Annotated in this window: 9 protein-coding genes, 1 tRNA gene, 2 pseudogenes and 1 riboswitch; of the genes and pseudogenes, 9 read left to right on the top strand and 3 right to left on the bottom strand. The window is 40.2% G+C overall.

From position 1 onward, the window contains the following. The first annotated feature begins 198 nt into the window (after positions 1–198). Positions 199–280: transfer RNA gene (locus AUL54_RS06140), tRNA-Leu, on the top strand. Positions 281–507: 227 nt separating this feature from the next. Here the strand turns inward: AUL54_RS06140 and AUL54_RS06135 are convergent. Beyond that, the gene (locus tag AUL54_RS06135) at positions 508–1116 is read right to left on the bottom strand and encodes a hypothetical protein (protein WP_060963247.1); all 609 of its coding nucleotides are present in this window, start codon (positions 1114–1116) and stop codon (positions 508–510) included. Between the two features lie 617 nt (positions 1117–1733). Between AUL54_RS06135 and AUL54_RS06130 the strand changes: the two genes are divergently transcribed. From AUL54_RS06130 to AUL54_RS21640, 5 genes are all read left to right on the top strand, one after another. Then, positions 1734–3047, top strand: coding sequence for a toprim domain-containing protein (locus AUL54_RS06130; RefSeq protein WP_235588412.1), 1314 nt, complete (start codon positions 1734–1736; stop codon positions 3045–3047). Continuing rightward, positions 3023–4444 carry a hypothetical protein gene (locus AUL54_RS06125; protein WP_060963245.1) on the top strand — a complete coding sequence of 474 codons (1422 nt, stop codon included), beginning with the start codon at positions 3023–3025 and terminating at the stop codon, positions 4442–4444. Before AUL54_RS06130 ends, AUL54_RS06125 begins: the two co-directional genes overlap by 25 nt. Then, the gene (locus AUL54_RS06120) at positions 4392–5099 is read left to right on the top strand and encodes a hypothetical protein (RefSeq protein ID WP_060963244.1); all 708 of its coding nucleotides are present in this window, start codon (positions 4392–4394) and stop codon (positions 5097–5099) included. The genes AUL54_RS06125 and AUL54_RS06120 overlap by 53 nt, the downstream gene beginning before the upstream one ends. After that, complete coding sequence (locus tag AUL54_RS21645; RefSeq protein WP_235588404.1) at positions 5080–6372, top strand: coiled-coil domain-containing protein; 1293 nt, start codon at positions 5080–5082, stop codon at positions 6370–6372. The genes AUL54_RS06120 and AUL54_RS21645 overlap by 20 nt, the downstream gene beginning before the upstream one ends. A gap of 78 nt (positions 6373–6450) precedes the next feature. Beyond that, positions 6451–8295 carry a coiled-coil domain-containing protein gene (locus tag AUL54_RS21640; protein ID WP_235588403.1) on the top strand — a complete coding sequence of 615 codons (1845 nt, stop codon included), beginning with the start codon at positions 6451–6453 and terminating at the stop codon, positions 8293–8295. 338 nt (positions 8296–8633) lie between these two features. On the opposite strand, the pseudogene AUL54_RS20565 reads toward AUL54_RS21640, so the two are convergent. After that, positions 8634–8771, bottom strand: a pseudogene (locus AUL54_RS20565) (sporulation protein); the annotation flags it as partial. 157 nt (positions 8772–8928) lie between these two features. Here AUL54_RS20565 and AUL54_RS21130 point away from each other — a divergent pair. The 3 genes and pseudogenes from AUL54_RS21130 (at position 8929) to thiC (ending at position 12165) form a co-directional block, all read left to right on the top strand. Next, positions 8929–9086, top strand: a pseudogene (locus AUL54_RS21130) (hypothetical protein). 312 nt (positions 9087–9398) lie between these two features. Beyond that, positions 9399–10091 carry a Type 1 glutamine amidotransferase-like domain-containing protein gene (locus tag AUL54_RS06110; RefSeq protein WP_060965064.1) on the top strand — a complete coding sequence of 231 codons (693 nt, stop codon included), beginning with the start codon at positions 9399–9401 and terminating at the stop codon, positions 10089–10091. Between the two features lie 68 nt (positions 10092–10159). After that, positions 10160–10270, top strand: a riboswitch (TPP riboswitch). Between the two features lie 122 nt (positions 10271–10392). Beyond that, complete coding sequence (gene thiC / locus AUL54_RS06105) at positions 10393–12165, top strand: phosphomethylpyrimidine synthase ThiC (RefSeq protein ID WP_060963243.1); 1773 nt, start codon at positions 10393–10395, stop codon at positions 12163–12165. A gap of 43 nt (positions 12166–12208) precedes the next feature. Here the strand turns inward: thiC and AUL54_RS06100 are convergent, their stop codons facing one another. After that, complete coding sequence (locus AUL54_RS06100; protein ID WP_060963242.1) at positions 12209–13564, bottom strand: FAD-binding oxidoreductase; 1356 nt, start codon at positions 13562–13564, stop codon at positions 12209–12211. Positions 13565–13740: the final 176 nt, after the last annotated feature.

Raw genomic sequence — 13740 nt, 5'->3', positions numbered from 1 at the left:
TTACAAAACATATATGAGAGTGATTTGCATATTGCAGATCACTTTTTTTATATAATAAAAGCGTCAAGACTATGAATATAAATTTCTTGCTTTTATTGTGTATACTGCATTACCATAAAAAAACTTTACTAAAACCGTTGACACTTTATAAAATGCATGTTATATTTATATACGTCAGTTGAACACGACGTATTACATGCCGGTGTGGCGGAATTGGCAGACGCGCACGACTCAAAATCGTGTTCCTTCTGGAGTGCCGGTTCGACCCCGGCCACCGGTATTACTTGCTCTTTATAAGAGCCGATAAGAAATTTCAAAACGCCCCTGAATGTTGGTCTACCAATGTTCAGGGGCGTTTTGCGTTTTTGAAGAACAAGACACAAAACGATATGTTTTTAAATCTTTTTGCACAAATTTTCACAGGAACCTCATTGGCGGCCATTTCCTCAAAAATGTTTACTGTCTCATTTTCATCTCTGGGACTGACCCCTGTTTTTGAGACAGGGATCAAAACACCTTTAAACAGCCAGCTGTTTTCAGACGCACTTTCTTTGTAGGCGTGGTTACTGGTACAGTTACAAAGCTGTTTTCTTGAGAAGAATCCCCAAGAATCTCAATATTTTCGGGGTTAGGAAAACGCATCATACGATTGTATCCTAAATCTTTTTGAACACCGTTAACAACGGCATATTCAAATCCTGACCAATCTAATTGATCATCAGAATTATTTTTTAATGAATATGTAATCTGGGCATAGGTGAAGGTACTTAAATCTTCTTTTAATGAGTTTTGAAGGTCGCTATGGTATTGATCAGCCATATTACTCACAGTAAGAACTTTTACACCTGTAAGATAAACACTTAAATCTCCAACTTTTAAAACTTGGTTCAGATCTTTAGATGATTCTAAAGTGACTGTACCCACATTGGGATCTTCTACACTATCTCCTACAGTATTCAATGTCTTTCTTTCTTCTTTTGAGTTGGTTGTATCAGTGGACTTTTCAGCAGAAATTTCCGTGTTCTCTGTGGTAAGAGTTTTAGAATTGTTACTATCACATGCAGATAAAGCTAAACAAATGAATGCAGACAATAATAAAATACAATATTTCTTCATTTGTAATATTTCCCGCTTTATGCTTATGAAGCAAGAATATCACATATGAAGATAAATCTTTCCTACTTGAATAAATTTCTCAATAGCTTATTTGTTGCCTTGCCTGCAGCACGACGGGCCATCCTTTTTCCGAGTGTGCCGTTTTTGGTTGCTTGAACATCGCCGAGAATACGCGCGATCTTGTACAATAAACCCCTTGTTTTTTAATGTTCATGATTATCGGAATTACACAAACAAAAACACTTAAAATATTTTTACACAAATTTTGCAAGGGTAAAAGAAAACCTTTATATATCAATGGTTCGAGGGGTTTATTCGACCCCGGCCACTGGTATAAAATCTAAGTACACAATTTATTAAATACTATTACCGAAAAAGACAGGAAGTAATTCCCTGTCTCTTTTTGTTATTGAAAATTTTTATTTGCATAAATGTGTTTGCATCGATGGATAAAATAATGGAGTGAAGAAATGGATGAGATGAAAGATATTCGTTCAAATAAAGGTTACGACTTACTATTAAGTGAATTCTTAATATTCCTTGCTATCCCATCGTACTACCACCTAGACCCATGGTAAAATAAAGGAATAATAGAGGAGGTTTGTACCTTGGTTTCTGTGGAGTTACAAGATTATTTGCAATACCATATTGTATTAAAAAATGAGAGTTTACATGTTAGGGATGCATCGGAAGAGAATGGCATTATTCATATATCAGTAATTAAGCGAACGGCGAGAACAAGAAGGATTGTTGCAAGGCTAATGGTTGGGATTAATACGGACTTACAGGGAATAGATAAAATTCCAACAAAACTAACCAACAGTTTTAAAAGTCCGAATACGAAAAAGCAGGTTGATCTTTCTGATGAAACCTATGAATGGATTCGTTTTGGGTGGATAATTCGTGAAATTCGTTTAGAAAAAGATGAGAGAACAGTAAAAACAGAACGATACCGAATGGGCTTTATACTTTATCAACTGAGCTTAAAGGCAGAACTAGAATCAGAAAAGGAGAGTAGAAACTGGATAAGTGATTGGAATAAGCAGTGGGAAGTTGCCAGGCGTAGCAATGTGCCAGGTTTTGAACAAGACCAGCGCGCAGATGTTGTTTCCCTATTAGCAAAGCACTTAGATGAAATTGCAAGTGAGACAGATAGGGTTTTAGCTGGGGAGGCAAAATTAATTAAGAGTATTCATCCATCTTGGCGTTTAAGGAAACAAGTAGTATTCCTACATTTTTTGATTGCTTTATACCAACTGTCATGTACGGAAAAACATTTTGATTGGAAGCAAATAGGTGCCACCTACTATCGGATAATAGGTGGATCAAAGCAGTTTGATGCTTATAAAAAGGAATTTATTGAAGAAACAGAAAACCTTCTTCAGCGTCCAATTCAATTGTTAGGTCTGGCAAGTATGGGGACAATTACACCATTGTTTTTTACTGGGCCAATGCAAGGGGACTACGTGGATTATAGTTATGGTACTGTCCATGCAACGACAGATCTAGCTGTTTTTTCGGAGACGTTTAATACGAAAGCAGACGTGTTGTGGCTGGTTGAAAATAGAGGTGTGTTAACACGTATGGCCTACGAGGAAGAATTTTTAAGAGGTACGAAAAGCTTTGTATTAGGTGTGGATGGACAAGTTAGGTCTGCACATAGACTACTAATTTCGCAAGTAGTAACGTGTGTCAGTCAAGTTATTATTTGGACCGACGTTGATGAAGCAGGTTATCAGATTGCCGAGAAATTATATAAGTTAACACAAGATGAACATGTCCTAACAAAATGGATAGTGCCACCATTAACCGTGGTGACTGAATGGGAAACTTTTGCAAATAAATATCAACAATCCATACAAATGAGGAAAGAAGAGCAGGAACAAGAAATTGGAGGAGTAGAGCTGTGGAAAAAGTGGATCAATCATTAATTTCGATCTTTGCTGTTACAGATGATAAACCTGAGCTACTACAATCGATGCGTGATATTGCCCAACTTTCGGGTGTATTAACGGAATTAAGTGATAAGGAATATTTTCAGTCACCAATCCACGTACTTCGTTTCCTCCGAGTGTTAAATATTATTAATCTAGAAGCACTCGGTATCGCAGAACCAATTGAAAGCGAGGAAACGTTATTTTATCGCTATCGCAATGTATATGGCTATGATGAAGCAATTACGCAGGGTTACATGAAACATCTTGTGTTCGTTTTGGGAAAATTCAATTGGGTAGCAAAAACAGCAAAACGAATTAAAATGCGTGATGTAGGAAAACGAATGATGGATGTACTAATTCGTTTAGCTAATGATTCTCTTGCTTATTATCTTAATGATGATGTGGCAAGGTCTCTCTTTCAAGCAAAAAGAGATGCAGAACTAAGTGAAGCATATGATGATAAAGGGATTTCTGGCGGGAATAAGCTTGCTAGTATGATTAAAAACGTGGAAGAAGCTGTATTGCTTCTCTATGAGAGGGAGCTTGAGTATTTAGCAGACCGAAATGCATTAACACAAGTAGAAGTGATTCATCATCTGATGACAGAGCTAGAAGGTAAGATGGCAGAACGAATGGAGAAATTTGAAACAGTAGATCAAGAGCTTGTGTTTTCCGATATAAAACAACGAGGTACGGCTGCGATTAGTGATGGGACAAAAATTAGCCTTGGGACAATTAATAAAATTCTAAAGTTCGCCCACCTACAAGAAACGGATTTTAACCATAGAATCAAGCCAGAAGAGTTTCGCACGTTCATCGTAAAATCGTTTGATCCGCCTCTTGGTTCAGAAATACCGAATGCACATCAAATACTAAGCTTCATGGAACAAGGACAATACGAGGACGAAAATATAGATGGTCTATGGGCGCCAGTGAAATTTGCTAGCCCGCTATCACCGAGGGCCATTGATGAGGGAATTAACTATATCGAAAATTATGAACCTATTACAGAAGAGATAGAGGAAACAGTGGAAGAAGAATTTACAGGCACAGAAGAAATAATGGAAAATCAGTTGGATGAAATAATGGGTGATTCGAAATGGCAAATGACGAAACAAATGATACACACAGAGCGGATTGAAGCATATCTGGAGGAAGTAGAAGAAGCGGGCCTTGACGAACTAATTATTCGGTCTGGATCATCCAAATGGAGTGACGTACTCAACGGATTAATTGGTGTTTCAGCACTAGTGGCTAATAAAAAAGCTGACATTGATGAATATGCGAAAAAGAAACTGCTTGATAACAAAGATCAACGTGATTGGAGGTGGAGTGAGGATGAACAAGGAACATATGGAATTAGAAAACGAGGAAGAAATCACGAACGTTAATCCGTTAGCAACCCTACAATCGATAAAAGGATTTTTAACTACAGAGGAAGAGCTTGCATTTATGCAAATCCTATTCTCATCGTCTGCTACAATTCGAAGTGGGAATTTTGGACTTTCACGTAAGGAAGTAGAAAAAATAATTGGTATTACAGATGATGATCAAGCATTTTTTTCTTTTCTCAAGCGAGTAAACCAAGCTGTTAGTCGTTATATGAAAGTGATTTATGATGAGCGGAGAAATCAAGTGGTAGTCCTCATGCGCGTGCCCGCAAAACAAGCAAAAACACTATTAAATAAACAAAGTCTAGCTATTCTCATGTTTATTTTTTATCACCAGGAAGTACTACAGAATGAATATACACTCTTTTCCCAATTGATTAATAGTTTTGGTCACGAATCATTGCAGGTAACACGAAAAATTCAAGCTAACTTGGATCCGCTGAAAAAGATTGGGGCAATTGAAGTATATGATACGAGCTCAGAGGAAGAAGCCTATCAACTTACATCTATCGGTGCTCATTTGTTTTCGAATTCCTTTTTACGAAGATACACCGAGTTTAGTCAATCGAATCAGTTGCACATGGATGATATCTTGCGGTTCTTTAAACGCTACAACATGAATGGAGGCACAAGTAATGATTCCATGGAGACTTAAATTTTCAGGAATACGGGATTATACGCCGACAGTTATGGATTTCTCTGATAAAGATCACCATATTTTAATATCTGGACCAAATGGTGCTGGAAAATCAACGGTTACGTTTTGTATGGGTGGCGTTCTTTATTCAAGTAAAGTTGATCTTGAAGGGTTAAAGTCAAACAACCTTCCAACAGACCAAACGTGGCGAGCAAAGGTTGAATTGCTGTTTAAAAATGATGGGCAAATCAAGGTTGATGCGCCACAGTTTGTGCAGTTTCGATTAGACATTGAACAGAAACCGGGTGATCCGATAAAAAGAGAATTTTATATTCAAGAGGGGGAAATCATTGACAAGTGGGAACGGGAAACGAAATATTCTTCTGGAGATCGGAACTTTAACTTTACTGAATATAAAAACCAGATTCTCTATAAATATGCTGTTGATCCGGATGAATTTTATTTGATTTGGTATCAAAAAGAGGTAAACCAATTTGCAGTGATGCATCCAGAAGAACGCTTCCGTATTTTCAGTGAAATGAATGGTATTGATAGAATCCAGAAAAACTGGGAAGAAAGCAAAGAACTTGTAAAAGAAACGGAGCAGACCTTGCAGGAAGCAGAGGGTAAACAAGGTCTTAACAAACTCCAGTTAACTCAAAAGAAAACGGAATTAGACAGGTATTATAATCGAAATGAGCGGTTAGAAGACGGATTCAAGCAGTATCTTTCAGCTCTTAAATGGTTGGAAAAACATCATCTTAATCAAATGAATACTTTAAAAGATCAAATAGAGACACTAAAAGCAGACAAAGAGGAGAAAATTACAGACAAGCAGCAAGATTTAATTTTACAAGCAGACCAGAGAGAAGAGCATGAAAAGTTTCAGTCAGCAATCACTCAAATGGAGTCCCGTGAAATCGGGCTAGCCGATGAGCTAAATCATTTACAGAAAGAGATAACCAGACATACAGATAAGGTGGAGGCTATCTCAAACGAAATCGAGGAAATTACGAAGAGAGTAGAACGAATAGGCATGACTGAAGAAGAAGTAAATGAAGCTTTGGTTAATGCGGAGGAAAAGTATGTTTCTATTGATGCTTCAATGGAAGAAAAGCAACAGTTGTTGAAAAGAAATAAACAAAAATTAGATGACCTAACCCCGCAAATTGCTGAACTAAAAGTGAAGATTGACCAAGACAGTGCTAGGGAACAAGACGTGCGTAAACTTATTGATGCATATAAAAGTAGTCAAGCTGTGCAGGAAGAGATGGAGTTCAATGAGCAATGACTAGAAAATGCAAAAAATGAAAAAGGGAAACTTATAATTAAAAAAGACAATTTAGAAAAAGAACTAGAAAATCTTAGAATGAATCGCGTTTACAGTTCTCGTCAGGAAGTGTCTATCCAATACTTCAAAAAGCGAAATATAGAAGTCTATCCTTTGCGGGAGCTTGTTGAATTAGATGAAACAGCTAAGCCGAATGATGAAGATTTGTTTGATACGATAAAGTATACGTTGTTTGTGAACCAAAAGGATTTTCATGCGCCAAATGATTTATACCATGTCCCATTGCCAAATATTGTTCCGGAAAAAACAATTACACAACTTCCGGGTAAACATTTGCAGATAAAAGAAAAATTAAGAAATAATCTTTATCCGCTTGCGGTAAAAGCACTGTGGTGGGTTAAGAGCTTTTTTGAAAATGAAAAACCACAGATTCAAAATGGTGTGCTTCTCGATGCGAGAGGGATAAGAGGTCCTCAAGAGGAAAAGCGGATTATTCTAAGTGAAAAAGTTTTAAAAAAATATCAACTACAAGTAGAAGATGAGCTTGATAGGGTTGGCAATGACATTAGCATTCTATCCAATGAAATAGATGAATTAACACGTAGAAATAGTACGCTATTTCGAAGACGTGAATCTTTAAAAGATGCGGAAGCCTTTTTGATAAAAGAAAATGAACGAGAATGGCGAAAGAGTAAGCATTACAATCTAAGTAATGAAAAACTTGAACTCGAAGAAAATAGGGATGAGATTCAGGGAGAGTGGAATAGGCTCAATGAAGAGCGTGCTGACTGGAAGCAAAAGGTAGAAACCTTTAAAAACTATCAGGAAATTTTTATTCAGTATGAAAAAGAGAAGGGAAAAATAACAGAAGTACGCCAATTGAAGCAATACTTAATTGAGTTAGAAGAAGAGAAGAAGAATAAAAATGCACAGTTAGAACAACTTGGTTCTCTTTTAGATAAGAAGCGACGTGAAGAAAAGAAATTAAATCGGGACATAGAAGATTTGAAAGAAAGCCTCCTATACAAAGACCGAGAAATTGAGTCAATAGAAAGGCAAATCAAACATCGGTCTGAAGAATATTTAACAAATGAAGAGAACTATTCAACAATCAAACATGACATCCAAAGGTTATTAGATTCTGTAAAACAGGAATTAAAAGATTTTGCATTAGAGCTTACAGAACTACCTAATGTAACTAAATCTGAGGCAGAAGACATGCGAGAAAGTGGGAAAATTAAATACTCTCATGCAGCAAATGAAACAGGGATTGATGAAGCTGCTCCAGAAAATTATCAAAAAATGAAAGAAGAGTATGATCGTTCTGCAACAGAAGTGAAGACATCCAAACTATTGTTAGAGGAATATACAGAGCGTATGGAACGTCTAAAAGAAGACTTAGAAAGCACAATTAATAGTAAAGTTATTGGTGTTAATCAAAAGTTTGTCCATTATATGTCTCTGTTTGGCTTTCAAGGGGAGATAGATTGGGATATGAGAACAGACCGACGTCATCAAATCCACTATGCTTTATATATTAAAGCACGTAAAGAAGGACATCGAGGAAAATTAGAGGATGTAAGTGTTAAAGCAAGAGGCGGCAAAGTAGGAAAAGGGGTATCTGGTGGGGAAGAGTCTCTTAGTTCCTTACTATTTGCTTTGGCATTATTACAAACAATTCAAGCAACACCAGGCTATATCGTACTCGATGAGTTTGATAGTGCACTCGATGAAGGACGTAAAGATAAAGTGTTTGAGTTATATGAACAGGAATTAAAGCGGAAAATGATAATCTTAACTCCTAAGTCTCATGAAGCAGAGTATCTATATCGTTTTTCTAAAGCATATGTTGTTCATCACAATCCCAATATTCCGCAGAGTAAGATCTTTAAGGTGAAAAGAAGTGAAGAAGTGCTAAAATGATTTACAGTCATTGAAATGAACTCGTTGGTCAGACCAACTATTGGACAAATATTCAGGAAGATGGTTAGACTCATTTTTATAATCTGTATTTTATTACTTATGAACGAACACTATTGTGGTGAATTTATACAAAGTGAGTTATTATAAACCAAAAACGTAACATGATTTAGAGAACGTATTGACAACAATACGAAGCTGCTTTTCATCAATGTGTGTATAACGTAGAATACGGTCCACCGGTATATTGAAAAACACAATTCTTCATATAAGAAACGGGTTTTTATATTTGATCTAAGAAAGGAGCCAAGCTTATTTGAGAGCTCCTTTTTCTAATTTATTCAGTGTTGGTCTAGGATCTCTCCTAGCACCTCTTCAAGCTCTTCTGTATCTTCAAGCTTTGATTGGCTGAAGCGGACACGTACGAGCTGTTCTCCGTCATTATACATCTCTTCCAGCCATCCTCGCAGTCCTCTTGCCGAAAGTTTTTTTAAAAATGACCTGTTAGATCTTCCCCTTTTTCTCAACAGACATACGTAAGAAAGAGGGAAAAGAATTCGTTTGATTCATACTTTTTTCTATTATTTTCCTGCCTTCGGGCAGACTAAGAATAATATTGCTGATGAATTACACAGAATGTTTTTAGCCGGTGAGCTGCAAATCACGGTAGAGAGGATATAAACAATATTTCTGAAAGGCTGAGAAACGGCGATCTCAATTTAGAGCGATTAAGCGGTGAAGACGCGTTTATAAAAGAAACGGTAAATGAGGCTTTAAGAAGAGTGGAGCAATAAAATAAAGAGACGGTGTCTCAAGACATCGTCTTTTTTGTATGACTTTGTTTCAGTTCTCTGCAAGATAAATGCGAATCAATTTGAAATTGTTTATCCAGGAGCCAACCTTTTTCCGACAGGAGTACTGACAGTTCACCATCAAGATGGACAACTGCATCTAATTGTTCATGCAGCGCTGTGCTAAGGCAGAGATTTGCGATTTCTGTTATTGCGACAGTATACTTTTTTATGCTGGTCTGTTAAGAAAATATTTATCTCTGCGTGTATACAACTGCTATAATGAATAACAAATTTTTCGGGGGGAGTGGGATGATGAAACAGATTATTGCGATGGGCGGCGGCGGATTCTCGATGGAGCCGGAAAATTTATCCCTCGATCAATATGTCATCACGCAATCAGAGCGAAAGTCGCCTCGTATTTGTTTTTTGCCGACGGCGAGCGGTGATTCTCAAAACTATGTGCAGCGGTTTTATCGTGCATTTCAAACACTTGATTGTGTGCCGTCTCATTTATCGTTGTTTAAGCCGCCGTCAACAGATTTAACTTCTTTTCTTATGGAAAAGGACGTAATTTATGTCGGCGGGGGAAATACGCGGAATATGCTTGTGTTGTGGAAGGAGTGGGGATTGGATCTTATTCTGAGAGAAGCATGGAAGAGCGGTGTGGTGTTAGCCGGATTAAGCGCGGGTGCAATCTGCTGGTTTGAAGAAGGAGTGACAGATTCAGCCGGGCCGCTGACCAGTATGAAAAGTTTAGGTTTTTTGCAAGGGAGCTTTTGTCCTCATTATGACGGCGAAAAGGACCGGAGACCGATGTATCACCAGCTGATATCTAACGAATTCTTGTGCGGCGGCTATGCGACGGACGATGGAGCGGCTCTTCATTTCATAAATGATCAGCTGTTTCAAACAGTGAGTTCAAGACCAGTTGCAAGGGCATATCGGGTGATGAGGGGGAAACATGGAATAATTGAAACTCCATTGCCTGTCAAATATTTGGGTTGAATTTGCTGAATATTTTCTATATTCCTCTTTTTTTTCGAATGTTTTTATGTTAAGATGAGTCCGAAATCAATAGTTACTGGGGGTGCCCGTCTGAGCGGGCTGAGAGAGAAGCGGCGGCTTCTTAACCCTTTGGACCTGATCTGGTTCGTACCAGCGTGGGGAAGTAAAGGTTTTATTATTGTTGAGGAAAACAATAATAGTTTCTTTCTGACTGCAAAACCGGGTTCTCCAATGAATCCGGTTTTTTTGTGCTGGTGCTGAGCTTGGTTCTGTTATTCAAATGGATAAGGGAGAGATTTGTATGCAAAATCAATCAGTACAGCAAGCGAACATTTCTATTATGTCGAGTTTTTCAGGCAGTAAAAAGGTTTATGTAAAGGGTTCTTCGCCTGACATACGAGTGCCGATGCGGGAAATCAGCCTTAGTCCGACAACGGGGGCGTTTGGGGAAGAGGAGAACCCGCCGGTCCGTGTTTATGATACGAGCGGACCGTATACAGACCCGGATGTACAAATTCAAATTCATGAAGGTCTGAAGCCGCTCCGCACAAAGTGGATTACAAAGCGCGGCGATGTGGAGGAATATAACGGACGGACCGTGAAACCTGAGGACAACGGCTATAAAAAAGAGGGCCGTGCCGCCGAATATCCCGGTTTACAGCGGAAACCGCTGCGGGCCAAGGCAGGGAAAAATGTGACACAATTGCATTATGCGAGAAAAGGCATCATTACGCCGGAAATGGAGTTTATCGCAATTCGCGAGCATGTGTCTCCCGAATTTGTCAGAGACGAGGTAGCCAGCGGCCGGGCGATCATTCCGTCAAATATTAATCATCCTGAAAGTGAACCGATGATTATCGGCAGGAATTTTCATGTGAAAATCAATGCAAATATCGGCAACTCAGCTGTTACATCTTCTATTGAAGAAGAAGTTGAAAAAATGACGTGGGCGATTCGCTGGGGCGCCGATACGATGATGGACTTATCCACTGGGAAAGATATTCATACGACACGTGAATGGATCATCCGCAATTGCCCCGTACCTGTGGGGACGGTGCCGATTTATCAGGCGCTTGAAAAAGTAAACGGCATCGCTGAGGATTTAACGTGGGACATTTATCGAGACACATTGATTGAGCAGGCGGAGCAGGGCGTGGATTATTTCACCATCCATGCCGGCGTATTGCTTCGTTACGTCCCGTTAACGGCCAAACGCACGACGGGAATCGTATCCCGCGGCGGGGCGATTATGGCGCAATGGTGCCTGGCTCACCATCAGGAAAGCTTTCTGTACACGCACTTTGAAGAAATCTGTGAAATTATGAAGACGTATGATATTGCATTTTCTCTTGGAGATGGGCTGCGTCCCGGCTCGATTGCGGATGCTAATGATGAAGCGCAGTTTGCGGAATTGGAGACTCTCGGAGAATTGACGGAAATCGCGTGGAAGCACGATGTGCAAGTGATGATCGAAGGACCGGGTCATGTGCCGATGCATAAAATTAAAGAGAACATGGACAAACAGCTGGAAATTTGTAAAGAGGCGCCTTTTTATACACTCGGCCCATTAACGACTGATATCGCTCCGGGCTATGACCATATTACTTCGGCGATCGGCGCGGCGATGATCGGCTGGTACGGGACGGCGATGCTTTGTTATGTCACGCCGAAGGAGCATTTGGGCCTGCCGAATCGTGATGATGTAAGAGAGGGAGTCATTACGTATAAAATCGCGGCCCATGCGGCAGACCTTGCCAAAGGGCATCCGGGTGCTCAGATCCGGGATGACGCTCTGTCTAAGGCGCGGTTTGAATTCCGGTGGCGCGATCAATTTCATTTGTCGCTTGATCCTGAAAGAGCAATGGAATATCACGATGAAACGCTGCCGGCTGAAGGCGCAAAAACGGCTCACTTCTGTTCGATGTGCGGCCCGAAGTTCTGCAGCATGAGAATTTCTCAGGATATTCGCGATTATGCGAAAGAAAACGGTCTGACTGAAGACGATGCCCTCAATGAAGGATTAAAAGAAAAAGCAAAAGAGTTTGTCGAGAAGGGAAGCCATTTATATCAATAAAAAAGAAAAGATGAGGATGGAGTGTGTCCATCTTCATCTTTTTTTAGAAAAACGGTGACCGGCGAAACGGCGGAATGCTCTGCTCAAAGCGGAATACGTTTTCCGGGTCATACTTCGTTTTGACTTGGCGGAGGCGGTCAACATTTCCTCCGTAATATGTCCGCAGCCAGTTTCTGATGTCTATATCAGGCCAATTCACGTAATCCCCCATCGTTTCTCTTGAAAGAGACGTTCTCAGCTCTTCGATCCAGCGGACGTTTTGTCTTTCCTCTTCAGGAGATGTCCAGTTTGTTATATATTCCTGGGCAATGATTGCATCGCGATAGTAGAATGCCGTTTGATCCGGAGCGATCCGTCCGGCCGCCCCGCCGAGAGATTGCTGCCAGACACTGGCGTTTTTATTCGGAGCGTGCTCCAAGTAGTATTTTAAAGCAGAAATTGCGCGCGTTGACAATGGTTTTTCAATAAAGGATCCTGACCGCTTCATCTTTTGCGGCTCATTGCCTCCCGGGCTGTTAAAAAAGGCTGCCGCTCTGATAAACGGAACTGTCTTGACCATGCCGCTTGTCGGGTTTCCCGCTTTCATTAACGGAGCCAGCAGTTCTTTCAGCTCATTTTTTGTTCCGATAAATTGGCCGAGCGCTTCTATGCGGTTGACTTCTTTAGGCCAAGACTGAATGGATGAAGTAAGGCGGTTATCTGTAAATGGAGCCCAGCGCTGCCACGTATTAAATACCTCTTCGAAATCATCCCAGCCCCAAGTGACAGAAAAAACAGTCACGTACGAGATCGGCACGGCTTTAAACACCATGGATGTGACAATGCCGAAGTTGCCGCCGCCTCCGCCCTGAGACGCCCAAAATAAATCAGGATGCTTTGAGCGGTTGACTGTTATCAATTCAGCACCCGCTTTTTCGTCTGCTGTGATCATCTCGAGTTGGAGGAGACGATCGCAAGTCAGGCCGGCAGCCCTTGTTAAATATCCGATTCCTCCTCCGAGCGCCAGCCCCGTGATTCCCACATTTGCAATGGTTCCCGCGGGAAGAGTCAAGCCGTACCGCCAGAGTGTCCGGTACACTTCTCCCAAATCGGCACCCGCTTCAATCGAGACCAGCCGTTTATCTTTATTCACTCTTATTTTCTTCATTTCACTGAGATCAATGACAAGCCCGTCATTTAACAGGGAAAAATTCTCGTAGCTGTGTCTTCCGCCTCTGATGCGGAAAGGCACGTTATTCTCACGCGCCCATCTCAGTGCATTGACGGCATCATGTTTGTTTTGGCAAAACACAATGATGTCCGGATATCTTTGCAGGCTTAAATTGATATTGGTTCTTGCTTCATTATAGTCGGGGTCATCTTTTCTGACGATGCGCCCGGTCAATGTTGTCTTTTCCACACTCTCACTCTCTTTCATCGGGATCTGTTATTTCTTCTAACATATGCGGAAAAATAAGAGAGTGTATGAGGAAAACCCCCGGAATGAAACGATATTTTAAATTGTAGTTGACAGGTAGGGATTGTATGAATTAACATAGTCAGTACATATTTCCAAACGTTGGCTGATCGGATCAC

The sequence above is a fragment of the Bacillus sp. SDLI1 genome, from assembly GCF_001553895.1.
GTDB lineage: Bacteria > Bacillota > Bacilli > Bacillales > Bacillaceae > Bacillus > Bacillus siamensis.
Note: the sequence above shows the minus strand (reverse complement) of the source record. Positions and strands in the feature narration are given on the sequence as shown.